Annotated in this window: 14 protein-coding genes and 6 pseudogenes; 15 read left to right on the top strand and 5 right to left on the bottom strand. The window is 60.6% G+C overall.

All coding sequences use genetic code 11. The features are described 5' to 3' along the window. Positions 1-26 precede the first annotated feature (26 nt). The 3 genes and pseudogenes from QO034_RS19485 to QO034_RS19475 all read left to right on the top strand — a co-directional run. Positions 27-476: a hypothetical protein gene (locus QO034_RS19485; protein ID WP_284487202.1), complete on the top strand. Its 450-nt coding sequence runs from the start codon at positions 27-29 to the stop codon at positions 474-476. Positions 477-553: 77 nt separating this feature from the next. Beyond that, a pseudogene (locus QO034_RS19480) lies at positions 554-637 on the top strand (IS6 family transposase); the annotation flags it as partial. Between the two features lie 68 nt (positions 638-705). Next, positions 706-918 (top strand): annotated as a pseudogene (locus QO034_RS19475) (transposase); the annotation flags it as partial. Between the two features lie 188 nt (positions 919-1,106). On the opposite strand, the pseudogene QO034_RS19470 reads toward QO034_RS19475, so the two are convergent. The 3 genes and pseudogenes from QO034_RS19470 to QO034_RS19460 all read right to left on the bottom strand — a co-directional run. Then, positions 1,107-1,370 (bottom strand): annotated as a pseudogene (locus tag QO034_RS19470) (transposase domain-containing protein); the annotation flags it as partial. 537 nt (positions 1,371-1,907) lie between these two features. Then, entirely contained in the window at positions 1,908-2,189 is a 282-nt protein-coding gene (locus QO034_RS19465) for a hypothetical protein (RefSeq protein ID WP_284487209.1), read from the bottom strand. 27 nt (positions 2,190-2,216) lie between these two features. Further along, positions 2,217-3,035: a class I SAM-dependent methyltransferase gene (locus tag QO034_RS19460; protein WP_284487201.1), complete on the bottom strand. Its 819-nt coding sequence runs from the start codon at positions 3,033-3,035 to the stop codon at positions 2,217-2,219. Positions 3,036-3,183: 148 nt separating this feature from the next. Between QO034_RS19460 and QO034_RS19455 the strand changes: the two genes are divergently transcribed. Then, entirely contained in the window at positions 3,184-4,755 is a 1,572-nt protein-coding gene (locus QO034_RS19455; protein WP_284487200.1) for a winged helix-turn-helix domain-containing protein, read from the top strand. A gap of 129 nt (positions 4,756-4,884) precedes the next feature. On the opposite strand, the pseudogene QO034_RS19450 reads toward QO034_RS19455, so the two are convergent. Both QO034_RS19450 and QO034_RS19445 read right to left on the bottom strand, forming a co-directional pair. Beyond that, positions 4,885-5,378 (bottom strand): annotated as a pseudogene (locus tag QO034_RS19450) (IS21 family transposase); the annotation flags it as partial. Positions 5,379-5,721: 343 nt separating this feature from the next. Beyond that, a complete protein-coding gene (locus QO034_RS19445) occupies positions 5,722-7,104 on the bottom strand; it encodes a S8 family serine peptidase (protein WP_284487199.1) in 1,383 nt (460 codons plus the stop codon). Between the two features lie 476 nt (positions 7,105-7,580). Here QO034_RS19445 and QO034_RS19440 point away from each other — a divergent pair, with 476 nt between their 5' ends. From QO034_RS19440 to tnpA, 11 genes and pseudogenes are all read left to right on the top strand, one after another. Continuing rightward, entirely contained in the window at positions 7,581-9,131 is a 1,551-nt protein-coding gene (locus QO034_RS19440) for a tetratricopeptide repeat protein (protein WP_284487198.1), read from the top strand. A 45-nt stretch (positions 9,132-9,176) separates the two neighbouring features. Beyond that, positions 9,177-10,280, top strand: a complete 1,104-nt coding sequence (locus QO034_RS19435; RefSeq protein ID WP_284487197.1) for a phosphatase PAP2 family protein — start codon at positions 9,177-9,179, stop codon at positions 10,278-10,280. A gap of 73 nt (positions 10,281-10,353) precedes the next feature. Beyond that, positions 10,354-10,507, top strand: a pseudogene (locus tag QO034_RS19430) (IS6 family transposase); the annotation flags it as partial. Between the two features lie 316 nt (positions 10,508-10,823). Then, positions 10,824-11,774: a helix-turn-helix transcriptional regulator gene (locus QO034_RS19425; RefSeq protein ID WP_284487196.1), complete on the top strand. Its 951-nt coding sequence runs from the start codon at positions 10,824-10,826 to the stop codon at positions 11,772-11,774. A gap of 107 nt (positions 11,775-11,881) precedes the next feature. Further along, positions 11,882-12,856: a hypothetical protein gene (locus QO034_RS19420; protein WP_284487195.1), complete on the top strand. Its 975-nt coding sequence runs from the start codon at positions 11,882-11,884 to the stop codon at positions 12,854-12,856. A 176-nt stretch (positions 12,857-13,032) separates the two neighbouring features. Beyond that, the gene (locus tag QO034_RS19415) at positions 13,033-13,863 is read left to right on the top strand and encodes an SH3 domain-containing protein (RefSeq protein WP_284487194.1); all 831 of its coding nucleotides are present in this window, start codon (positions 13,033-13,035) and stop codon (positions 13,861-13,863) included. A gap of 21 nt (positions 13,864-13,884) precedes the next feature. Next, the gene (locus QO034_RS19410) at positions 13,885-14,436 is read left to right on the top strand and encodes a hypothetical protein (RefSeq protein WP_284487193.1); all 552 of its coding nucleotides are present in this window, start codon (positions 13,885-13,887) and stop codon (positions 14,434-14,436) included. A 127-nt stretch (positions 14,437-14,563) separates the two neighbouring features. After that, a complete protein-coding gene (locus QO034_RS19405; RefSeq protein WP_284487192.1) occupies positions 14,564-18,373 on the top strand; it encodes an Ig-like domain-containing protein in 3,810 nt (1,269 codons plus the stop codon). A gap of 701 nt (positions 18,374-19,074) precedes the next feature. Next, the gene (locus tag QO034_RS19400; protein ID WP_284487191.1) at positions 19,075-20,217 is read left to right on the top strand and encodes an efflux RND transporter periplasmic adaptor subunit; all 1,143 of its coding nucleotides are present in this window, start codon (positions 19,075-19,077) and stop codon (positions 20,215-20,217) included. Between the two features lie 5 nt (positions 20,218-20,222). Further along, positions 20,223-23,414 (top strand): efflux RND transporter permease subunit, encoded by a 3,192-nt coding sequence (locus QO034_RS19395; RefSeq protein ID WP_284487190.1) that lies wholly within the window; start codon positions 20,223-20,225, stop codon positions 23,412-23,414. Between the two features lie 75 nt (positions 23,415-23,489). Further along, positions 23,490-23,878 (top strand): annotated as a pseudogene (gene tnpA / locus QO034_RS19385) (IS200/IS605 family transposase); the annotation flags it as partial. Between the last annotated feature and the right edge of the window lie 30 nt (positions 23,879-23,908).

Below are 23,908 nucleotides of genomic sequence, written 5' to 3'. Positions count from 1 at the left end.
AAACGGTGTAAGGAAGAGGACGCAGAATGGCTCAGGCCCCCCAGATATTGCTTTCGTTTGATGATGAGGGCGCACCTGTCGTTATTGTTGACGGGATCGAAGCCGAGGATCCCAAGGCATTGCTGGAGTTGGTGCCCGGCCTGAAAGATGCGGCGAGCGCAAATCAGTGCGCCAAGGCCCTGAACCATTTGGCGCATGAGCAAACCTATGCAATCATTGAAGACACTGCGGCCTTTGCCGATTGGTACAAGCAGCGCCTCGCCTCCGAAGATCCTGACGCCGATTGGGTCGAGGGTACCTTCCAACTGTCCAACTACGCAGCCCCCGATTTCAGCGCGATCAAGCCTCCTGAAATCAAGGAAGGAAATTTGACCTTTTTTGTCGTAAATCGCCAGCTTGGCGCAATTTATTTTGCGACGGCCAATCTCGACGACCGTGAAGCACTCACTCCGGTTTACGAACCCTTGCTAGGGTAGGTCCGGCTGTCTGACGTCAGGGCCTTGTCAGAAGGATTTGAGTTGAGGCGGGCAGGGCAGTTTCGTAGCTTTCACTCATGACAAAACCTGACCCGTTCAAGGGCTTTCACAGCAGCCCCGAAATCATTCGCCTGGCGGTGATGCTGTACATTCGGTTTCCCTGACCTGTCCCCCGAAATCTCCCGCATTGTGATGTAGAGTTTGCTCAACCTTTTGAAGGAGCAAACGAATGCGAAAGAGCCGTTTGACGGAAGCCCAGATTATCGGGATGATCAAAGAACAAGAGGCTGGGATGCCGACAGCGGAGGTGCGCCGCAAGCATGGTCTCAGCCAGGGTACGTTCTACAAGTTCAAGTCGAAGTACGGCGGCATGGAAGTGTCGGACGTCGCGAAGTTACGGGCGCTGGAAGACGAGAATGGCAACCCGACCCGCAGACTCTCGTTATGAACGAGGGACCCTCGGGGGCAGGTCAGTCTGGCAGCACCTGTCTGACAGCTCCAGGAGGAGCCATGGCCGCGCCAACATAGATCTGCTCAGGGCACGCCTCGTCACGGCATCTTAGCCACCAAGGTGCATCAACTTTGAGTCAGAGGCCATATTCCGTATCCGTCCGACTACGCACTTGACGCCTATTGCGGCGTCCAGTTCCATGGAAGCAGTTCGTCGAGCCGGTTGATCTTGTGATCGGCGATACGCTTGAGAACCCATGTAAGCCAAGCTTCGGGATTGACGCCGTTTATGCGGGCGGTTTCGATGAGCGTGTAGGCGATCGCTGCGGCCTTGCCGCCACCTTTTGAGCCCATGAAGAGGTAATTTTTCCTGCCGACGGTCAGGGGTCTGATTGACCGCTCGCAGATATTGTTGTCCAATTCCAGCTGTCCGTTCTCGAGGTATGGCCGCGCCTTTGGCAGGGGCCAAAGCCTGCGCGCAGATCGACCGCTTCTCTTCGTCCGCCCAGAACCGCTTCTTCTGGCCCTTCTTGCCCGCCATGGAGTGCCTCATGATGTCCACTATCGATGGTGGACACTATCAGCCTCGGATTCCGCCCGTCAGTGCGGCGTCAGCGGACGGATACGAATGTTGGGTTTCTCCCTTGAATTCATCGCCTGCACGGTTCGGAGATATCATCGCTCGGCGTCCGGCATGGCCGATGCCGGTTTGTCAAAGATGGTTCCGCGACGGACGATGCAACCAACAACGCATAGGTCGTGACGACGTCCTGCCACATGTCTCCCTGCACAGCTTTGCCGAGCAAGCAGAAGAATTGTGTCAGGACCAGTTCGACCAGATGCATCCGTGCGGACTATTCCGCCATGACTTCTGGCGATTCTCACAGCGGCCAGCCCCTACAAAAAGATTTGCAAAGTTCGGACGTCAGAACCAGACAGACTCGTTGGCGATCTGGTCCAACAGTTGCCGGGACTGAACAGCTAAGCAATAATCAACGGGTCCTGACGCCAAGAAATGAGGGCTCTTCGGGGAGTCGGTCTGGATCGGTTTCGCGCGTGAACTTTCGCAGGATCCAAGCACAAATGTGGCCGGCCCCGAGCGATCACCGTCTGGACAGACATTGCACCTCGACCTCGATGCATGGCCAAGATCGAGTTTCGAACGACCGGGTAAATTTCCTGCTCCCATTTACGACCGTTGAACACGCCATAATGACAGCTCCAGATATCAATCTCCCGGTGGGAATCCAGCACCGGTACCATCTGGCACCGGCGCGTTTTCATGGTCGTTTACTTCCGGATCGCGACCTCGGCGTATTCGCCGGGAATCTTCACCGAACCATCGCTCGCGACGTTGAAGCGATCGATCAGCGCCAGCATGTCGGCCTCGAGCGCCGCGCGTCCGGTGTCGTCCAGCGCCAGGAACGCCTTGTGAACGGGGCCATAGAGCGTGCGGAACACGTCGATGAAATGTTCCGGGGCGCGGTAGCGGAAGTTGAAAGTTTTCAACTTGATTTCGACCGCATCGGCCGCCTCGAACGTCTCGTGGAGCCATGCCGCGTCGCCCCAGAGCGCCGGAGATTTCACGCCCGCCGGTGGCGCCACATGCCCGCCCAGCGTCTTGAAGAGCTGGCCGACGAAGCCCGCGGGCGTCCAGTTGGCCATACCGATCCGTCCGCCCTTGCGGATCACCCGCAGCAGTTCGCGCGCCGCAGCCTGCTGGTTAGGGGCGAACATGACGCCGAAGGTGGAAACCGTCGCATCGAAGCTTTCGTCGGCGAAAGGCAGCGCCTCGGCATCGGCGATCTGAAACGACACTCGCGTCGCCTCGGCCCGCGCCCGCGCCTCGCCCTTGTCGAGGAGATCCTGAACGTAGTCGGTGGAGGTCACCTCGTGAAAGCGGCGCGCGAAGGCGAGGGTGGCATTGCCGTTGCCAGCGGCAACGTCGAGTACGGAGGCGCCGGGGACGAGATCGAGGCGTTCGGCCAGGCGTTCGCCCACGATCTGCAGCGTGGTGCCGACGACGGCATAGTCGCCAGAGGCCCAGGCGCCGTTCTGCTTGGCCTTGATGGCGGTGTAGTCGGGGGCCACGTCTGTCTGGATATTCATGAGATGGTTTCCTTTTCTGTAACCGGCGACCTGCCAGTTGTTTCGATGGTCCCCTTGTCGCCCATGCCGCGATATGCCGCTTGAGGTCGGTGTGGTTTTTTCGTGAGTTTCGTTTGCGTTTGACCGGGAATCCCATAGGATTCTGTGCATGTACTGGCGTTTCGGCGACTACACACTCGATCTGCGAACCGCGGAACTGATCGGGCCGGACGGCCAGATTCACGTGGAGCGCCAGACTTTTGCCGTGCTCGCGCATCTGATCGCGCATGCCGATCGCGTGGTCACACGAGACGAGCTGGTCGAGGCCGTCTGGGACGGGCGCCATGTTTCGGATGCTACTGTCTCGACCTCGATCAAGCTGGCGCGCCGTGCTGTAGGCGATGATGGCAGCACCCAGAACGCCATCCGAACGATCCATGGGCGCGGATTTCGCTTTGTCGCCGAGCTTGAGCAGCCGACCCCTACGCGCGCAGCCACCGGGCCGGAAGCCACACCATGCGAAACACCTGTGGACAACGACCAACCGGGCGCCGGCCGGCCCAGCCTCGCGGTTCTGCGTTTTCAAAGCGTAGGCGGCGAGGGATTGGCGTCACAGATCGCCTCTGCCCTTGCGGCTGAATTGATAACCTGCCTCTCGCGGATTGGCTGGCTGCACATGATCGCGCGCGGCTCGTCTTTTCGGTTCGACCCGGACACAGCCGACCCCGCCGAAATTGCGGCAGCCCTATCCGTACGCTATCTGGTGACCGGCATGGTCGAGACGGTGGGAGAACTGGCGACGATCTCGGTCGAACTGCAATCCGCGGATGATTTCGGTCTGATCTGGGCAGAGCGGTTTGCCTGCAACCTGTCGGATCTTCAGACGCAACGGTCGCAGATCGTTTCGGCGATTATCTCCTCGCTCGAACTGGAGATACCCAAGCACGAATCCTTGTCGGCCCGGAAACTGTCCAAGGCGCAGTTCGATGCCTGGACGCATTTCCATCTCGGCATCACGCATCTCTACCGCTTCGATACCGGCAGCAATCTTGTCGCCGGGGAACATTTCGACACGGCCATCTCGCTCGACCCCGAATTCGCGCGGGCCCATGCCGCGAAGTCCTTCGTTCACTGGCAAAACGCGTTCATGCAGCTTGGGGAAGACCGCGCGCAACCGATCTCGGACGCGATTGCAGCGGCGGAAAAGGCCCTGACCATCGACCCGCGGGAACCCTTCGCCGCCTTCAACATGGCACGGGCGAAGTGGCTTCAGGGCGCCTTGGAGGAAGGGATGGATTGGTTCGGCCGCTCTTTGGCCATCAATCCGAATTTCGCGCAGTCGCACTATAATCTGGGGTTGATGCAGGTCCTTGGCGGCTACGCGGAGGACGGGGCGGAAGCCAGCAAGACCGCGCTGCGGCTGAGCCCGCTTGATCCGTTGGCATATGCGATGTTCTCGACCTTGGCGTTGTCGGCGATACTGCGTGACGACCACCAGGAGGCGGTCCGCCTGTCAGAACGCGCAAATCAGGAACCCGGCGTGCACTACTTCATTCCGATGATTGCGGCCGCGGCAAACGAGCTTGCTGGCAATACGGCAACGGCCGAGCGTTGGGCGGCGCGTACAAGGCAGTTGCGGGACGATGCTCGCGCAGCACATTTTTTTCATTCCTTTCCGTTTCGGGACGAGAAATACCGTCAGAAGCTTCTTTCGAGCTTCGAGCGCCTCGGTTTCGCCTGAACCAAGCCTTCAAGGCCGAAGCGATGTGCCGGCACGACGATATCCGCGATTGAGCGATCGGATCGACGACAGCTTCGCCCCGTGCTGCTGTCACTCGGCTTCCGAGAATGCTGCGCGATACACGAACGGGAAGGCCTCGGTCGTCGCGGCGGGATAGGCCCGAACATAGCACGCATCGCTGTGCGGCAGATCAAGGGCAAAGAAGTGTGCCTTCTGCTCAACGCTGCCGATCACGACATGCGCTTCACCAGAATCGGCCTGCGCATGCCCCGCCGGATGCGACAGTAGCACAACATCTCCTTGCCGGAGCGCTTCCTGGCCCGGGCGTAGCCTTTGACGATGGTGTACCCGCCACCAAAACCGCACTCGTCGCGCAGCCGCTCAAAGATACGCCTTGTGGTGTGGCGTTGCTTGCGTGGCCGGACCTTGTCTTCGGCAAGCCATTGGTCGATCTGGCCGGTGAACGCATCCAGCTTCGGGCGCTTGATCGAGGCCGTCCGCCGACACCCGAGCGGCTCTGAATAGGCCAACTTCTTCGCAACACTGTCCCGGCTGATGCCAAAATCCCAGGCAATCTGGCGTCGGCTCAAGCCATCTTGAAAATGAGCCTGACGCACCTTCAATTACAAATCCACGGTGTATATCCCCAAGCCCTCCCGAAAACCGAAAGGCAAAAGTGGCCGACTCTTACGTCGCCCGCGACCGCACAATGCCGCCGCTGCCGTGGCCAAGTATTGCTCCGCCGCTTACATATCAGAATTGAGTAGACAGGGAACTGGCAGGCTCAAGGCTGAAACGGGACTTGTCAGACTAAACAGGCTTAAGGCGGGCAGGGTGCTTTCGTAGAATTTGCCGATGACCAAGCCTTCGCCTTTCTAGTACTTCAAGACCAGCCCCGAGATAATCCGCCTTGGGGGCAATGTTCTACGTTCGCTTCCCTCTGTCGCATCGCAATGTGGAAAGCGATCAAAGGACGTCGGTGAGGTTGACGATCCCGGTGCCAGTGCGCCTGCTCCATCCCGGCCCATTGGTCGGTCTGCTGTTGCCCCGCAGGTGCTGGCGCAGCGCAGCGGGCGTCATAGAGCCGAGTTCGGGGTGTGACCGCAGGGCAGCAACTACCCCGGCGAGAACCGCAGCGGCCGAGGAAGTCCCTCCGCTACGCAGGGCCGCGTCGCGATCCTCGTTGAACCAACTGGGCGCTGCGAGATCGGGTTTTTGCACCGGAATACCGGTCGAAACCGCGAAGCCCGACGGTCCGGGTCCCTGCGACGCCGCGCCGACCCAAGTGCCGTCGGTGCGCACCGCACCGGCGCTGTAGACCTCGGGCAATCCGTTGGCGCCAAAGATGCTGCGGCCTGGGCCAAGGTCGTAGCCAGTGGCGCGGGGGTCACCGCAGAACTGACCGTTGTTGCCGGCAGCGAAAATGACATCGTGTCTCGTGCCGATGCTGGCGATCAGGATGTTCAGCCAGTGATTGCGGTTGTTGCTGTAACCGCCGCGCACGGTTTCGGCAAAGCGGTCGACCAACCCCCAAGCATTCAGGATCACCCAAGGCCCCGCCAGCGTGTCGCAAAGCAGCCGGATGATCCAGAAGGCATAGGTCGCGTTCAGGCCAAAAAAATCGGAACCGGTGATGCGTCGCGGGATCAGGGGAAAGTCGTAGATTTTGCTTTCCGGAGCCAGATCGATCAGCGACCGCACCAGCATGCCGCCGTGTCCGCGTTCTACTGGCAGATACGGCGCCTTTTCCTCGCCAGGCACCTTGACCTTATTGTCCGTTTCCCAGGGAACCCCGGTGGCGAAGTTGCCGCCCAGCCGCTCGATATAGGATTGGTTTAGACCCTGATCGACGACAAAGACATGCACGCCCTTGCCGCGCAGTCCCTTGGCTTTCAGGCGATCTGCTCCGATCAGGCGACGCGCCGCGGCACGGTTACCAAAGCTGTATCCCTGGCCTCTGCCCGCACACCAATGCTGCCCCTCGGGCGCCAGTTCGGCGGTCATCGGCGTCAGTTCGCAACTGATGATCTGCCCACCTTCAGATGACCGCACCGGTTCCAGTACCTCCAGAAGGTTTCGCGCGGTTTCGCGATCAGGCAGAACCAGCGGTACGCCGAAGCCAAGGTCCGGTCTGTCATCGGCTTCAAAGAGACGCTTGCCGTCGATTTCCTTCATGTCGCTGGGATTGTTGAAACCGTACTCGTCGCCAGGAACAAAGCTTTCGTGTGCGTATTTCTCTATCAGGTTCGCCAACTTCAGCCATTCTTGGCCAAGTTCATCGGCGCGTTTGGCCAAAGCGGCGTTTAGAGTTGCCATGTTTTTTTCGAACAGGAACAGTTTGACGGGCATCGAGCTACCTTTCACACGGATCTATCGCTCGAAAGTCACCGAATGTCTTGCCATCGTCGCGCTGCCGGGTCGTTACCCATTCGCAATTCATACCTCGTCGTTAACTTTTATCGCGAATCGACGCATAATGCACGCGGGAAGGCGAGCCAATGTTTCAACGCCGCAGGTATTTTCAGCAGAATTGTTCTTCCGCGCATTCACAGCGGGGTAACGTGAAGGCGCGATCCCCGTTGCCGCCGGCCAGGAGCGCCGCTGGAAGTCGCGTGAAGATTCTGGAAGAACCTGATGCGAAGTTTCGCGCCGACAGTCACAGCACCTGCGTGTGTTTCGTCGATGTGGTCGGGTTCTCGCAGATGATGCAGTCCGACGAGGATGGAACCTATCATCGGTGGATTTCGCTGCGATCCGAGACGCTGATCCCACTTCTGCGCAATCATGGCGGAAACCTGATCAATTCGACAGGCGACGGCGTTCTCGTGACCTTCGACAAGCCGGTCGACGCGGTACGTTGGGTACGAGAGGTCCAGATGGAATCCCGTCGCCGTCGCCACGGCCTGATGCTGCGTGCGGCGTTGAATTACTGTCGCGTCCTGCGCGACGGCAATGATCTGCTGGGGGACGGCGTGAACATTGCTGCCCGACTGCAGGAACATGCGCCGGTGGGTGGTGTGATCCTGACCGAGGCGGTCCGCGAGTGGATCGTCGACGATCCGGAACTGGAGACCCGACCGCTGGGCAGCCTGGCCCTGCGCAAGATGAAGAAGACGGTCACCGCCTATGAACTTGTCACCGACGGTCGCCCGACGATCATCGTCGCTTCGGAGCAGACAAGCCTGCCATCGATCGCCGTGATGCCGTTCTTCAGCGGCGACGGACAGGACTCGGATGGTTATTTCGCTTCCGGCATCGTCGAAGACATCATTTCGCGGCTGTCTCGGCTGAATGATCTGACGGTGATCTCGCGATCCTCGACTCTGGCATTCGCGAACCAGCCCGCCAATCCGCAGTCGCTCGCCGAGGTGCTGGGCGTGCGCTACCTGATCACCGGGGTCCTAAGGCAGGCGGGGCCGCAATATCGGCTGTCGGCCGAATTGCTCGACACGCAGAACGGCCAGGTGCTGGCCAGTCTCCGGCGCGATTTCGTCGACGCCGATACCTTTGCGGTGCAGGACGAAATCGTCGAGGCGGCCCTCTCGCACCTGCTGCCGGGTCTGCGGGCGGCCGAGCGGCGCCGGTCGCTGCGCAAGGCGCCGGCCTCCTTCACCGCCTATGACAGCTATCTGCGTGCGCTGGATCTCATCGGCAGTCTGGAACCCGGTCCTTTCCGAGAGGCGCGCATACATTTGCAAAGCGCGATGGACGGCGATCCGACCTTTTCGCCGCCTTTCGCCTGGGCCGCGCGCTGGCACAGTCTTAACGTCGGTCAGGGCTGGTCCGGTGATCCGGCCGGGGAGGCCGAGAGGGCAGCGGTCCTGGCCCAGCAAGCGATCCGCCTTGATGATATGGACGCGCGAGCGTTGGCCACGTTCGGGCACGTGCAGGCCTTCATGTTCGGCGATTTCGACACCGCGCTCACCTATCTGGACCGGGCGCGGCAGGCCAATCCCAGCAGTTCGACCGCTTGGCTGCTGTCAAGCGTGACGTTGTCCAGCCTGGGCCGTGCCGAAGAGGGTATCGCGGCGGCGGAACGGGCGTTGCGCCTGTCGCCATTCGATCCGCGGCTGTTTCAATACTACGTCTTTCTGGGCATCGTGCATTACGATGCCGGGGACTATCAGAGCGCGGTCAAGTGGCTGTCGATGGGTCTGGCCGAAAACCCGCGCTATACCAGCGGTCTGCGCGCACTCGCCGTCGCGCAGGAGGCCTTGGGCGAGCACGCCGCCGCGAGCGCCGCCGCGGGCCGGCTTCTTGAACTTGAACCGGGGTTCTCGTTGGCGCTCTACCGCGGAGCGCATCGTCTCTACAGCGACCCGGAAAAGGCGGACTTGTTTTTCGAGAGGCTGCAGCGGGCCGGCGTGCCCGAGTGACATGGATTTTCAGACGACCGGTGTTTCAAGAGAAAGGACATTGCCATGACAGGACCCTCCGGACCGATTGGAAGCATGGATGCGCGCGACGCACGTGATGCCAGGGATGCCAGGGATGCGCGCGATGCCCGTGACGCGCGCGATGCACGGGACAGCGCCGGCTATGGCGGCAGCCCGAATTATCTCGGACTCGGTATCTCGCCGCATGTGATCAGCGACGGCGATGACACCGCCAAGGTGGAAGACCGCTGGTGGCCCGGCAATGCCTGGCCGCCCACCAACCCCGAGGCGCAGGATGGCACCGGCGATCCGGTGCGCCTGCACGCGATCTACGAGAGCTTCAAGAACGCCAAGTTCAAACACTGGTCGCCCGGCAACGAGGCGGTGGCGTTCCTGTCGGAATTTGCGGAAAATTCGTCCGATGCATCCGGGAAACCGGACTGGACCGGTTTGCAGCTGGAGAAGCCGAACTGGAAAGACGATGCTGCAAGCGATGAAACAATACTCGAAAAAGATGACGATTTCGGGTTCGACGAAAAACCATTCAATCGTGCGGACGAACTGATCGAACTGATTGGCCTGATCGAATACCGCCCCGGCGTAATCGAGGAGGCTTTGCAGCAGCGCCGTACGGTGATCGGCTATTTCCAAGGCATCGTACCGTTCACATACCTGTCGCACCCCAATACCTATTACCTGGCGCATATCGCGGTAACGGTGGCGCAATTCCTGGCCTTTCACTTCAAGAAAAAATTCAACCGTCCGCGCCCGTCGCAGCTGCATCCCGGCATCGCGCCGCCCATCGACGTGCCACAGCATGCCTCCTACCCGAGTGCTCACGCCACCGAGGCCTGGCTGCTGGCGTTGTGCCTGAACGAGGCGATGACGACAGTTGGGGCAATTCGGCTGATGGAAAAGACCCATTCAAACGGTGTCAAACGCAACGCCCTGTTCGACATGGCCACCCGGATCGCCCGCAACCGCGAAGTGCTGGGGGTGCATTATCCGTCCGACAGCGAGGCGGGCCGGCGTCTGGCCTACAAGGCGTTCCCGGTCCTTAAGGCCTGCCCAACGATCGGCGAGGCCAGCGGCACGAAGCTGATGAAAATGGCCCGGGTCGAATGGGCGGATGTCGGCATCGGTCCCTGATTGAAGCGATCCAGCAGGTATTGTCAGAACGCTTCCTGTTGAGGCGGGCATGGCAGCCTCGTAGCGTCGGACCATGACCAAACATGATCTTTTCAAGGGCTTTCAGAGCAGCCCTGAAATCATCCGCCTTGCGGTCATGATGTATGTGCGCTTCCCGCTCTCGCTCCGCAACGTCGAAGATCTGTTGCACGAGCGCGGCATCGATGTCAGTCACGAATCCGTCCGGTTCTGGTGGCAGCCCTTTGGCACGATGTTCGCCTCGGAGATCGGCAAGAAACGCGCCGAGCGGCTGCGTTCCGGTCCGCAGTGGCAAGGGCATCTGGACGAGTATTCTTGAAGGATCTTTTGCACGAGCGCAGCTTTGTCGTATCTGTCCCATAGTGCTTCCTTCCATTCCAAAGAACAGATCGCACCATCAAACCGTGGGATCAAACATCTAGAGCCGATTAATTCAGAGAAATCTTATCAGCGCTTGTCGGCAGTTTACGTACCGTAGATGCTCGGTATGAGACTTTGGGAACGCTTTCAGATTGAGCTGTCGCTATGGGTGAACCAAAAAACGCATCGAAACTCAGCGATTTTCTGCTGGAACTTTACCATGATGCCTCTGAATGTACGCCGGACGAACTCCGTCTCCGCGTATTGAAAAACCTGCAACGTTTCATTCACTTCGATTTCGGGGTTTGGGGCGGTGGCTTTGCCGATGGCCGTCTGGTCACGGACCTGACCGTTCTCAACCAGAGCGTGGCGATATTGGGGGAGTGGGACTCTGTCGCCCAAGAGGACGCCTTCTGCGACCTCACGCTCGACCGTCTCGGCGCAACCGCTCGCTTCGATGACGTTCCAGACTATCGCGCAAGCCTGGCCTTCAACGAGCACTGGCGGCGCTTTGACGCCTCGCACATGATGGCGACGATCGTCGGGGAGAAGACTGACGGCTATGTCAGCTTCGTGGGTCTGTGCGCGGATAATAAGTCCATGACGTTTTCCGATACCGAGCGCATGCTCAAGCAGATGCTGATGCCGCACCTGTCCCAGGCGCTGCGTATGAACCGTGAACTGTGGATCGGCCGTGCGGCGATGGAGCACGAAGCGATCGCGCTCGTGGACCGGGAGGGCTGGGTGCTGTGCTCCCAAGGGCTTTTTCACGATCTGGCCAGGCAAGAGTGGCGCGGGGGTGGCGCGCGGCTCCCTGTTGATGTGATGGATGTGCTCAAGCGCGGCAAACGGTGGCGCGGGGAACTGCTCGATGCGCGCATGTCCCGGTTTGGAAGCAATTACTTCGTTCACCTGTCGCGCCATCCGACCCTTTCGGGCTTGTCTCCACGCGAACGCGAAGTCGCCGGATTGTTCGCATCCGGCATGACCAACAAGCAGGTGGCGCGCACCCTGGGCACGTCACCATCCACTGTGCGCAATCAGGTCGTGCGCATCTACGAAAAGCTCGGGGTCTCCAGCAAAGCGGAGCTTGCGACACTTGCCGGCGGCAAGTAGCGCCGTTTCTCGCCGTCAATAGAGCAATTGCTCTATTCTCAAGCGTGGCTCGACTCGGGATACTTTCGGAAGCTCGCCGGACGAGCGCTGGCGTAACCGGAGAATGCATGTGGGATTTTAGTGCTGCAAGGGCGATGGGTCTGATGATGCAGACCTTGCCCTTCGTTGTGTTGCGGATGGCGGTCTATTTCGGGATCACGCTGGCCTATGTCCTCGTGACCGGCGCAGGCGCGGGAATAGGGTTTGGCGTGGGCGCCCTGGGCGATCCCGGCTTTCAGGCGGGGGCGACCTTCTGGGGCGGTCTGATCGGCTTCGGACTTGTCGGGGCCGTCATGTACTGGGCGCGCGAATATATCCTCTACATCGTCAAGGCCGGTCATATCGCGGTGCTTGTCGAACTGATCGATGGCAAGCCAATGCCCGAAGGTCGCTCGCAGGTCGAGCATGGCAGGGCGGTTGTCAAAGAGCGGTTCGCTGAGGCCAGCGTGTTGTTCGCCGTCGACCAGCTTATCAAGGGCGTGTTGCGGGCCGTCACCGGGCTGATCCGGGGTATCGTGACCATCTTGCCGATACCCGGCGCCCGGCAATTGACCGGCATCCTGCATGCCTTCCTGCAGGTCGCGGTCGGGTTCATCGATGAGGTGATCCTTGCCCACGCCATCAGGACCGGCTCGACCAATCCTTGGGGCTCGGCCCAGGATGCGCTTGTACTCTACGGGCAGAATTACAAGGTCATGCTCAAGAACGCCGCCTGGCTGGCGATCCTTGTCTATCTCCTGAGCTTCGCGGTGTTCCTGGTAATGCTCGCTCCTGCCGCAATGGTGGTCTACCTGATGCCGGGCGCCGGGACGGCCGGCGGGTTCGTCTTCGCGCTTCTGTTCGCCTGGGCCGTCAAGGCCGCGGTTCTGGAACCCTTCGCCATCACCTGCCTGATGCAGGTCTATTTCAAGGTCATCGAGGGTCAACAGCCCGATCCCGAATGGGAGGCGCGGCTCGAGCAGATGTCCAAGAAGTTCCGCGCACTCAAGGCGCGCGCCTTTGGCGAAAGGACCGACCCCGCCGCCAGTGCCGAACCGGCGTGACAGGACCGATACGGGGAATTTGATCATGGGAGATTTCACCGTCTCGTCACCGGCGCGCGCCGCAGACGTCACGACAACCGGCGTCCGAGGATGCCGACCGAACCGGGCCGCCATGGAACCCTTTGTCCTGATATCAGCGGGCGGGCGGTTTCGGGCCACGCCATCCTGGAGGTGATATGACAATCTTTCTGACCGGACGATCCCGCTGGCCTGGAGCAGCGGCCATCGCCCTTGCGGTTTCACTACCCGTGTTCGCTGCCCGGGGCGAGATAGACGGGCACGGCCCCGATGCCTGGCGCGTGACGGACGTTGCATCCGACGATATTCTGAACGTACGCATGGGGCCCGGCACGGACTATCCGGTGATCGACACCTTCGCCCATAATGAGCGGGGGTTGGAAGAAATCACATGCGTGCCATTCATCCCGCCGGCGTATTACATGTCCATGACCGAAGCCGAGATAGCAGCCCTGCCGCCGCGCTGGTGTCTCATGCGCACGGCAGACATGATCAAGGCGGGCTGGGTTGCACAACGCTATCTGACTGCCGATTTCGGCGACGAGGAGGCCTGGTTGGCCGCGGATGTGCCGGCGACGCCGCCCGCGTCGACGACAGGCCCGCAGGCGGGATCTGGCGACGACCTGATTGACGACGCCCGCAACCTTGTCGTCGATCTGTATCGCCATGCCGATCCTTCCCGGGGGCAGAGCCCCTTCGATCCGGGCGTGCTCGGGGAATTCTTCTCCGGCGACTTCATCGCGGCGCTGCGGTCCCGCCCGCCCGGTGCCGATCTGCTTACCGGCGCACAGGATTTTCAAGGTAGCGTATCCGATCCAAAGCCGGACCCCGACCAGCCCATGTTTCGCGGCATGATCGCGATCAATGTCGAGATCGAGAATTTCGGCCGGACGCATACGGCCGTTTTCCGTCTGCGCAGTGATACCGCCCGCCCGGATGCGCCACTGCGCATCTTCCGCGTGGAACAGGATGGCTGGTCGTTCCCGTAACCCCATACACAAGAGGAACTTATGATGAAAATGAATGGAAGATGGCGCGTTCTGGGTATTGCCGGGCTTGCACTGTGCATCTCTCAACCGGTGCTGGGACAAGTTGGGAGCATCCCCGTCGGCACGATCAATGCCCGTATCGGCGATATCTCATACACAAGCGAGACGCTCGATGTGCCTTCCGAGGGAACGTCGACGGCGGAATTTCGGGCGCTTGGGCCGGCAACGACCGTCAGCATCCAAGGGCATGACCCGCAAGCCGAAAGCATCATGTCCAATGTATTGTCGCTGGACATAATGCTGATGGGAAGTGACGCCTCGGCGGCCGTGACTGAAGCTACGGTTTCGTATTTTCCAAAGGGCATGAACGAACCGTTCTATTCCAGCGACGAGAGCGGAACCCAGACGCAGGTGGTATTCGAGGCGCTCTCCTTCGATGACGGGGTACCCAAGGCCAAGGGCAGCTTCACGGCGCTCGTCTGCCGCAAAGACGATTTCTTCACCGAAGCCGACCAGAGCGATTGCCTGCCGGTCGAGGGGACATTTGAAACGGCCCTGCGAAAAGCGGGCTGAGTGGGCGGTGTTTGCCGACCCGGGAGATCAACGAGTTCAGGTACCAGCGCGCCCGAGGACGGCATTGATTGCGCCGGTCTCGGGCCAAGGAAGTTACAAGGTAAGATACATGGCAAGCCGGACGCGAATGCGGTGGTCAGGATATTATGCGTTCGTCTGTGCAATCGTGTTGTTGGCCTGCGCCGCCGTGCCCCGGGTCGCGGCCCAGATAACCGATCCCAATGCCCCCTATGAGGACGCCTACGACGTACTGACCCGTGGTCGGCTGGTCGGCACATGGCACGGCACGATCAGCGGAAGTTCGATATCGCAGGGCGATCGTCAGTTGGCCGGCCAGGCGGTGTTCGTGCGGCGCGGCTATGAGGGCCGCAACGTCTTCGCGCTTGTCCTGCACGACCAGCGCCATCGCAAAGATCTGGATTATTCCGAGAAGGGGATCGGCGGCATCCCCTCTGGCAACGGGCTGGATTATTCCGAGATCAGTATTGGCAACATTCCATGCGGCCCGAATGATGGGGTGATACGCGCGGTAAGCCCGGTTGAAATGCGGAACGCCCCGGCGGGGGCGTATGCGTCGGTCAACTTCATCAACCGCCTGGCTGATACAGGTCGTGACGATATGGTGGTGGGCGTGGGAGGGGGGTATGGCGCGGAACTGAAAAACCCCGCAAATCTTCAGACCCGCTGGACTGACGAGAGCTTTTCATTGCGACTTTCCGGCCCGTTCATTTCGACGGTCTTGCCCGTGCGAAACCACACGTTCGATTACGAGCGTCAGCGCGAAGGCTATATTGATCGCATTCACCTTGACGTGGAATTCACGCTCGAAAATACCCCGGAAACGCAGGCAGAATTCAACATGACATTCTGCGAAGAGCCGGAAGTCTTCGAGGTGGTTCAGACCGAGCCGTTGAGCGGGCGCGAGAATGTGATCCTCGAGGGCGCGGATTTCTTCGTCGAGTTCAGCGACGCCATAGCCGAAGGAAGCCTCGATTCCAGCACGGTCACCATGACCACGCGCGGGCCTGATGGCGGGCTAATCTTCGTCGATCTCGGACTCGGGCTCGAGGACAAGAACGGTATCGAGGATGACACGTCGCTGCGTATCGCACCGCGCGAAGGGCTGCGTTCGGGCACGATATACGAGATTTCCATCGCCGGAGGCGAGTCTGGCGTGCGCGGACGCGGTCGACAGGTTCTGGAGGGGGACTATACCTTCACGGTCTCGACCATGGTCGATCCGGAAGACCTGCAATTCGGCATATATCAGGTGACCCGCAACGCGCCTTTGGTTCATGGAAAACCCGCCGCCGCCCGCATCCAGGTGGACTGGGAAGAACTCGACGATATTCACCCGGACTGGCAGGTTCTGGAGTATCTTGTGCGTGCCGAGGTTCTGGACGAGCGCGACAACGCCGTATTCCCCGATCTTCAGCGGCGGCTCGAACGCCCCGACCAGTTCACCGACGAAGACCGCCGGCTCGGAGAGCACACGTTGAACCTATTCGGCTGGACCCCGTCGCGGCAGCGCGATCCCCGAAAGGTCAGGGCCGAAATCTGGCCGGACAACCATTATCCCGAGGACGTGGAGATTGCGCCTGACGTGGCGGAACTGACCCTCGACTATGCCGCCGAACACATCGCGGAACTCCGGTTCGATTACTATATCGCCGAACATTCGGAATGGCGGACGGGGGTCGAGTCCGGGCAAGTGAGCCAGGTGGTGCAGGCCGCGCGCCAGGATCAGCAGTTCGCCAACCAGATCCTGCCGGTGGCGCGGGTCAGGGGCCGCTTTCAGGGAAGCTACAATCTTCGGGACTGGATATGCGGCATCCCGGGGGCAGGCTGGTGGGTTTGCGATGGAGAGGGCTTTTCCCTGTATGATGACAAAGGGAACCCGGCCCGACAGGCGGCGGACTACAACGAATGGGACGCCCTTGTTCGCCTGTTTCATGAACATCTCGCCGCAGGATCGGACGCGGACATACTCGTGTCCTATCATCCGCCGAGCATGGGCGGAACCGGCACCACACGCGCGCCGTTCGAGCAGTCAGAAGCACTGCGGCGCAGCGGCGACGAGCCCTATTGGTTCGGGGATCCCGATCCCGCCCCACTCGACAGCCTTCATGCCGATCAGACGGGGCAGAACACCATTATCATAAGTACGTTCACGCCCGGCCATGTGACACGCCCTGGGACCTTGGCCAGCCCGCTTGTCGCGCACGAATTCGGTCATGTTTTTGGCCTGCCGCATACGCCCTACGCCAGGGATTCCGATCACAAGCATGAGATTTGTCAGGCGGGTTACAAGACGACCGCGCCGGGTATCGACGGGATGCGCATCGCGCTGGACGGAGCAGACGGTTGGCAGAAATCGAGCGAGCACGGCAACGCCCAAACCCGGAAGATACTGTTGAACCTGATGTTTCCTTGTATTTATGAGCCACATGCCGACTACTGGATCGATGGGAACCAGTATAACTGGCTCATCGAACGGATGCCGGCCATGCTGCGCTATACGCGCGGGCGCCGGGCCGAGGCCCCGGTTTTCTCGCGCGTCCGGTTTGCGCAGTTGTCGGACGATGGGGTTCGGAGCGACGCAGCCCATGACCTGGCCGATGCGCGATGGATCATGCTTTCGGGGGTTGCGGACGGAACAGATGCGACGCTCTTGCCTGCCGTTGGCCTGGCCGGTGAGCGCAGGCCGCTTGGTGCCAATGGGCCTTATGAGCTGCGCGTCGAAGGGGTCAGGGGCGAGTTGCTCGCGCGCGCATCGGTCGGGCCGGACCCGCTGATCCCCGGACCCTGGCCATTCGCGGTGGCGGTTGCCGTTTCGGGCGATCCGGTGCGGATCGCATTGCTGCGCGATGGAAAGGTCGTGGCGGAACGTCGGTCCGATCCGTCCCTTGCAGCGCCCGTCGTCACATCGCATGCCACCGGCGCGACCTATCGCTCGGGCGAGGTTCTGGCATGGGATGGCGGGCAAAGGGACGGGCTCACATACAGCCTGCGTTACTCCGCAAATGGGCAGGATTGGACGACGCTCGCCGTGATGCTGGCCGAACCTCGGTTTGCCCCTCATCCGTCAACGTTGATGCCGGGACTCGGAACCGCCTTCGAGATCATCGCCTATGACGGAGTGACCGAGCGCAGCACCCGTCTGCCGGTTGAAGTCGACGTCCCGTTGGTGCCGTTGTCAGTTTGGGCGGAAGAGAGTGGGGGTATCGGTGCCAGGATCGCATTCAACGTTCCTCTGGACCAAAACACGCTGGGTGACATTGCGCTGGAAACCGGCGGCAAGGCGGTTCCCGCAACAGTCGCCCTCAATCCATCCGGGACAGTCCTGGCCATCGCTCCGCACGACCGCGGCGATGGCGGCGACTACACAGTAACGGTGCCGACAACGCTTCGCGCGGAAGACGGCAGATCACTCGGTCAGGAGATTTCGTTCAGTTTCAGCGTACAAGCCGCGCCGACGACCGTGTCCGAAGCGGTGCGTCAGTCGGGGCGGGGGGCAGCGTCCGACCCCGCCTCAAGTCTGGCTGATGGCTCTGAGTCCCCGGAAGATTCCAAGAGTCCGCCTGAACCCGAACCCGTCGGGAATGGCGAGATCACGCTCGTATTTGGGAAAACGATAACTGTCCCTGCGCGCGTCCTTCGCTGTGAAACAGAAGACGATGGCGATCCTTCCCTGCTGGTCCTGGATTTCGAGACGGACCCCGGTGATCGGGTCGAAACTGTGCTGACGCGCGACGGCGAGAATGCCTTCGCGGTCGAAATGACCCTCAGCAACGGCGTGATACTCGCAGGCCAGGCGACTATTGAAGATCGGGTGCCATCCCGTTCGGAAACTGAAGTAATTACTGCTCGGGGCCATATAGGAGATGCGCCAAGCCGCTCGGAGTTTGCCTTCACCGGACAATGCCCATCGTTGTGAAAGCAGCGCATGTTCAAAGTCAGAACCTGCGAGAGCGGGTGTCCTCGTGGAGAAGGTTCGACGGCGGACCCGCCGCCCCGACACCCACGCAAGGGATTGATGCCCGAAGGGCCGGGACTACAGGCCCGGTGTGCGAAACCCCGGCCCCGCCAATGCGGGGTTCGCCCGGCGAGACATCTTTTCCTGAATGGAGCAGAATCGTCATACGGTGGAAGGTGTGGACCGGAAGACCGGCTGCCTTACTCCTCTGGAAAATGAGACCGTAAGGGTCCCGTGGTCATTTTCGGGCCCGCAGATTTCGCCGTCGTCAGTGACAACAATGATCGGGCTACTGCCGCGCGCGTTCAGGAAACCGACGATCGTCTTGGCAATTGGCCTTGTTGGGTTTGTCATTCCGAACGTCCCACCGAGCCGCGGACTTGAATTCCGCCCGTGCGCCTTCAAAAGATAGCGCCCATCTTCAGATTGGACGGACCGATCATCCTGCGAATTCGCTCCTGAATGAAACCGAGATACCCACTGAAACCTTCCAGCGCATCGGAGAGTTCGGGCCGGAAGAGTGACAATACAAAGGGGTTCCGTGTTGCGCGATTTGGATCAAGCCTCCATGAAGGGTTTATTGGTTCGTTTAGCTGACAGGATCGAGATCTCCGGGCAACTCGCCTTGAAATCCGATCTTCAAATGGCCTGGAGAGACAAACATGCAAGCTTTCAGATGCAGATTTCTGGTTTTGCTGGCCGCATTGATGGCGGTTGCGGGGTGCGATGAAGATTCTGACAACGACGATACCGCTTCCGTAGACGCTCCGAGCGTCGTTGTGGTCGAGGTGGGTCAGCGCGAGATCCGCACAAGCGAGCGCTTTATCGGTCGCGTCGAGGCCATGGAATCCATCAATCTGCTTGCTCGGGTTGACGGGTATCTCGAAGCGCGCGATGCGATCGACGGGCAATCGGTCGAGGATGGCGAGCGGCTGTTTGTCATCGAACCCGCACCCTACGAGGCCGGCTTGCGGCAGGCGCGTGCAGAGGTCGTGCAGGCAGAAGCGGCTTTGAAACTGACAGAAATCGAACTGGCGCGAAAAAGCGAGCTTCTGACGCGCGGGACGATTCCACAGTCCGAATTCGACCTGGCCAACGCCAATCGGGACGCTGCGGAGGGCCGGATGCAAGCTTCCGAAGCAGCCGCACAACAGGCCGAAATCCGGCTTGGATACACCGAGGTCACGGCTCCTTTTGAGGGGCGCCTTGGGCGGATTGCCGTGAGCGAGGGACAACTCGTAGGCCCGGCGAGCGGGCCACTGGCCAATCTCACGAGGATGTCGCCGATCTATGTGACCTTTTCGCTCGCAGAACGTGACTTGATCTCCGTGCTTCAGGCAATCGGTGACCCCGATAGCGGCATCGACCCGGACATCAGCCCGACTGTCAGCGTCGCGTTGCCCAATGGCTTTGCGCTTCCAGAGAATGGTCGCATCGTCTTTGTGGACAACCGGGTCGATGCCGGAACCGGAACGATCTCGCTGCGCGCGCAATTCGAAAACGAACTTGGCCTGCTGGTGCCGGGTGTTTTTGTCAATGTCGAGATCGGCGACCCCGAAACCTCTATCCGTAACACCATTCCCCAGGCGTCCGTGCAGAAGGACCAGAAAGGCGATTACGTGCTTGTTGTCGACCAAGACAACGAGGTCGAGCAGCGCTACGTGCAGCTTGGCGACATGATTGGCGCCGATGTGGCCGTGCGCGACGGCGTCGCGCCGGGTGAGATCGTCATTGTCGAAGGCTTGCAACGCGTGCGCATCGGCGAACCCGTCGAACCCGTCCGCCCCACATCCGAAGAGGAGTGAGTTGCGTGTCGCCATCCTTCTTCATCGAACGTCCGAAATTCGCGCTTGTCATCTCGTTGGTGATTACGCTCTTCGGGCTGATCTCGTATCTTACCCTGCCGGTTGAGAAATTTCCCGACATCACGCCGCCGGTCGTCAATGTTTCGACCTCTTTCACCGGGGCCAGCGCCGAAACGGTGGAAGAGTCCGTCGCAGCCCCGCTCGAAGAGAAAGTCAACGGCGTCGACGACATGATTTACATGAGCTCGTCGAGCATCGACAGCGGCATCTATTCCATGGACGTCACTTTTGCCGTCGGCACGGACCCGGACATTGCGACGGTCAACGTGCAGAACCGCGTTGCCCAGGCCAATGGTCAGCTTCCCGCGGACGTCGTTCGAAACGGCGTTTCGGTGAAAAAGTCGAGCACCAACCTGCTGCTGCTGATCACGCTTTTTTCGGACGACGACGAACACGACGAACTGTTCCTGTCCAACTACGCCTCGATCAACATCAACGATGTTCTTTCGCGCGTGCCGGGCGTCGGCCAGTCAAGTGTCCTGACCAATCTGAAATACTCCATGCGGGTGTGGATGGATCCGGAGAAACTTGCAGCGCTCGGCATGACCCCGGCCGATTTCATCGCCGCCATCCAGGACCAGAACAAGATCGTGCCTGCCGGGCAGATCGGCGCGCCGCCGGACGGCGAAGACGTGCAGTTCCAATATACGGTCAAGGCACGCGGCCTGCTCGACGACCCGGAGGATTTCAGGAATATTGTGCTGCGCGCAGGGACCGATGGCGCACAGGTGACAGTGGGGGACGTGGCCCGGGTCGAACTCGGCTCGCAGTTCTACGAGTATTCCGGCACGTTCAACGGGCGGCCTTCGTCAGTGATCGGGATCTACCAGGCACCGGGCGCGAACGCGCTCGCGGTGTCTGAGGGGATCGAGAAGGAACTGGAACGGCTGGAAGCATCGCTTCCCGCTGGAATGAAATACGCGATCACCTACAACAACACCGATTTCATCGAGAGTTCGATCAACGATGTGATCAGCACGCTGATGATGGCCTTTGCTCTCGTCATTCTCGTCGTGTTCCTGTTTCTCGGCAATGTCAGGGCGACGCTGGTGCCGGCGGTGGCCATTCCGGTCTCACTGATCGGAGCCTTCGCGGCGATGTCGGCGCTCGGCATGTCGCTCAACACGATCACGCTCTTCGGCCTCGTGCTGGCCATCGGTATCGTGGTCGATGACGCCATCGTCGTCGTCGAGAACGTGGAACGCTACATCGCCGAGGGGATGGCGCCGAAGGAGGCGACGCGGCAAGCGATGAAGGAGGTGACCGCGCCGATCATCGCCACGACGCTCGTGCTGCTCGCGGTTTTCGTCCCGGTGACTTTCATGCCCGGGATTACAGGCCGGCTCTACAGCGAGTTCGCCATCACGATTTCCGCAGCGGTGGTGATTTCCTCTCTCAACGCCCTCACCCTTTCGCCAGCCATGTGCACGCTTGTTCTGAAGCCCCGCAGCGGACCGCCGCGAGGCTTTCTGGCGCTGGTCGACGGGACCATTGACCGGGCCAAGAATGGCTATCTTGCGATTGTCGTTCGGCTTGCGCGGGTCTCTTTGCTCGGTCTCGTGCTGGTCGGCGCGGTGATCGTCACAACCGGCGGATTGTCCAGGCTCACGCCGACCGGTTTTATCCCGAACGAGGACCAGGGCACCTTTGCCATCGATATCCAGCTGCCGGATGCCGCGACCATTGCCCGGACGGAGCGTGTATCCAGGGAAATCGAGGGTATTCTGGCCGAAACGCCGGGTGTCCGCGAGTTTGTCACGGTCAACGGCTTCAGCGTGCTGAGCGGCGGTGCGGCGACGAACGGCGCTTTCATCGCGGTCGTTCTCGACCCCTGGGAGGAGCGCGGCGATCCCGATCTGCATGCCGAGGCGATCCGGGGCAGGATCGAGCAACGTCTGCAAAGGATGCCGTCCGCCTCGATCATCACCTTTAGCCCGTCACCGATTCCAGGCCTTGGCAGCGGCACCGGCGTGACGCTTCAGTTGCAGCAGACCGGGGCCGGCACGCCGCAGGATCTCAATGCCGTGCTTCGCTCGGTCATGTTCGAGGCAAACCAGCGGCCAGAGATCGCCCGTTCCTATTCCACGTACCGGGCCAACGTGCCCCAGATTTTCGTGGATCTCGACCGGGAGAAGGCCAAGGCGCTCGGGGTGAATGTCAGCGATGTCTTTGGCGTGCTGCAGGCTTATCTGGGCTCGATCTACGTCAACGACTTCAATCTTTTCGGCCGTGTCTACCAGGTGAAGATCCAGGCAGAGGGGCGCTTCCGTAACACGGCGGACGATATCGGCGACCTCTATGTGCGCTCGCAGACGGGCGAAATGGTTCCGCTCAGAACGCTCGTCAATGTTGGCACCGAGATCGGCCCGATGAACGTGCTGCGCTACAACCTCTACCGCGCCGCCTCGCTTACGGCCAACACGGCAGACGGATACTCCACCGGTCAGGCGATCCAGGTGATGGAGGAGGTGCTCGCCGAAACCCTGCCGCCAAACTACAGCTTCGAATGGACCGGCTCGGCACTGCAGGAACTGGAGGCCGGCGGCCTTGTGATCATCATTCTCGCGCTGGCGATCACCTTTGCCTATCTCTTCCTCGTGGCCCAATACGAAAGCTGGTCCATGCCGGTGGCGATTTTGTTGACCGTGCCGGTCGCGCTGCTGGGGGCCTATGTGGCGGTGAACATCGCAGGGAGCGATGTGAACCTCTACACGCAGATCGGGATGATCATGCTGGTCGGTCTCGGGGCGAAAAATGCTATCCTGATCGTCGAATTCGCCATGGGCCTGCGCGCGAGCGGCGAATCCATCTTCGAGGCCGGGATGAAAGCCGCCAACCTGCGCTTCCGGGCCGTGATGATGACAGCTCTCTCCTTCCTGCTTGGTGTTGTGCCGCTCATGTTGGCCTCGGGCGCAGGTGCCGGCAGCCAGCAAGCCATCGGGATCGCCGTTTTCGGCGGTATGGCTTTCGCAAGTACGCTCGGCGTGATCCTGACGCCAGTGCTCTACATCGCCATTCAGTCGGGCCGAGAAATGGTCAAGGGAACGTTCGAAGGTATCCATGGCGGTGGGTCGTCCGGCGAAGCGCCCGCCAACGAAATAGCGACAGACTCAGACGGCGAGGCAATCACTCGGTGAGCTTCCTGTTCGCGCCCCTCTGCGGGCACGAACTTCCTCGCACCGGGCCGCTTTTGAAAGGGATCGTCGTTTCGTATCCACTCTTTGGTCCAAACTCTCCGACTTTCAGTCGGACCCGCTTTGGCGTGGAAGAATCGTTACAAGGTTCTGACCGGAGGCTTGCGGTTGCGCGTGCGCGACATCTGCCGTCAGGTCTGTCGCGAGAACGAGATCGACATCTTGCGCGGGGTGCTGTCGAGCGACCACGCGCACATGCTCGTGCCGGTGCCGCCGAAGATGGCGATCAGCGATCTGTGCGCAAGATGAAGGGCCGTTCGTCATTCAAGGTGCAGCGCGAGCTTCCTGCCATCCGCAAGCACTATTGGGGATGTCGGTTTTGGGGCAGGGGGTGCTTTTCGACCACCAACGGCGCCATTGCCGAAGACATCGTATTTCAGTACCGGGAAAATCACATCGCTGATCCGCGCCGCTTCATCGCTTCATTGCAAGCCGAC

Source organism: Sedimentitalea xiamensis (assembly GCF_030164465.1).
Taxonomy (GTDB): Bacteria; Pseudomonadota; Alphaproteobacteria; order Rhodobacterales; family Rhodobacteraceae; genus Sedimentitalea; species Sedimentitalea xiamensis.
Note: the sequence above shows the minus strand (reverse complement) of the source record. Positions and strands in the feature narration are given on the sequence as shown.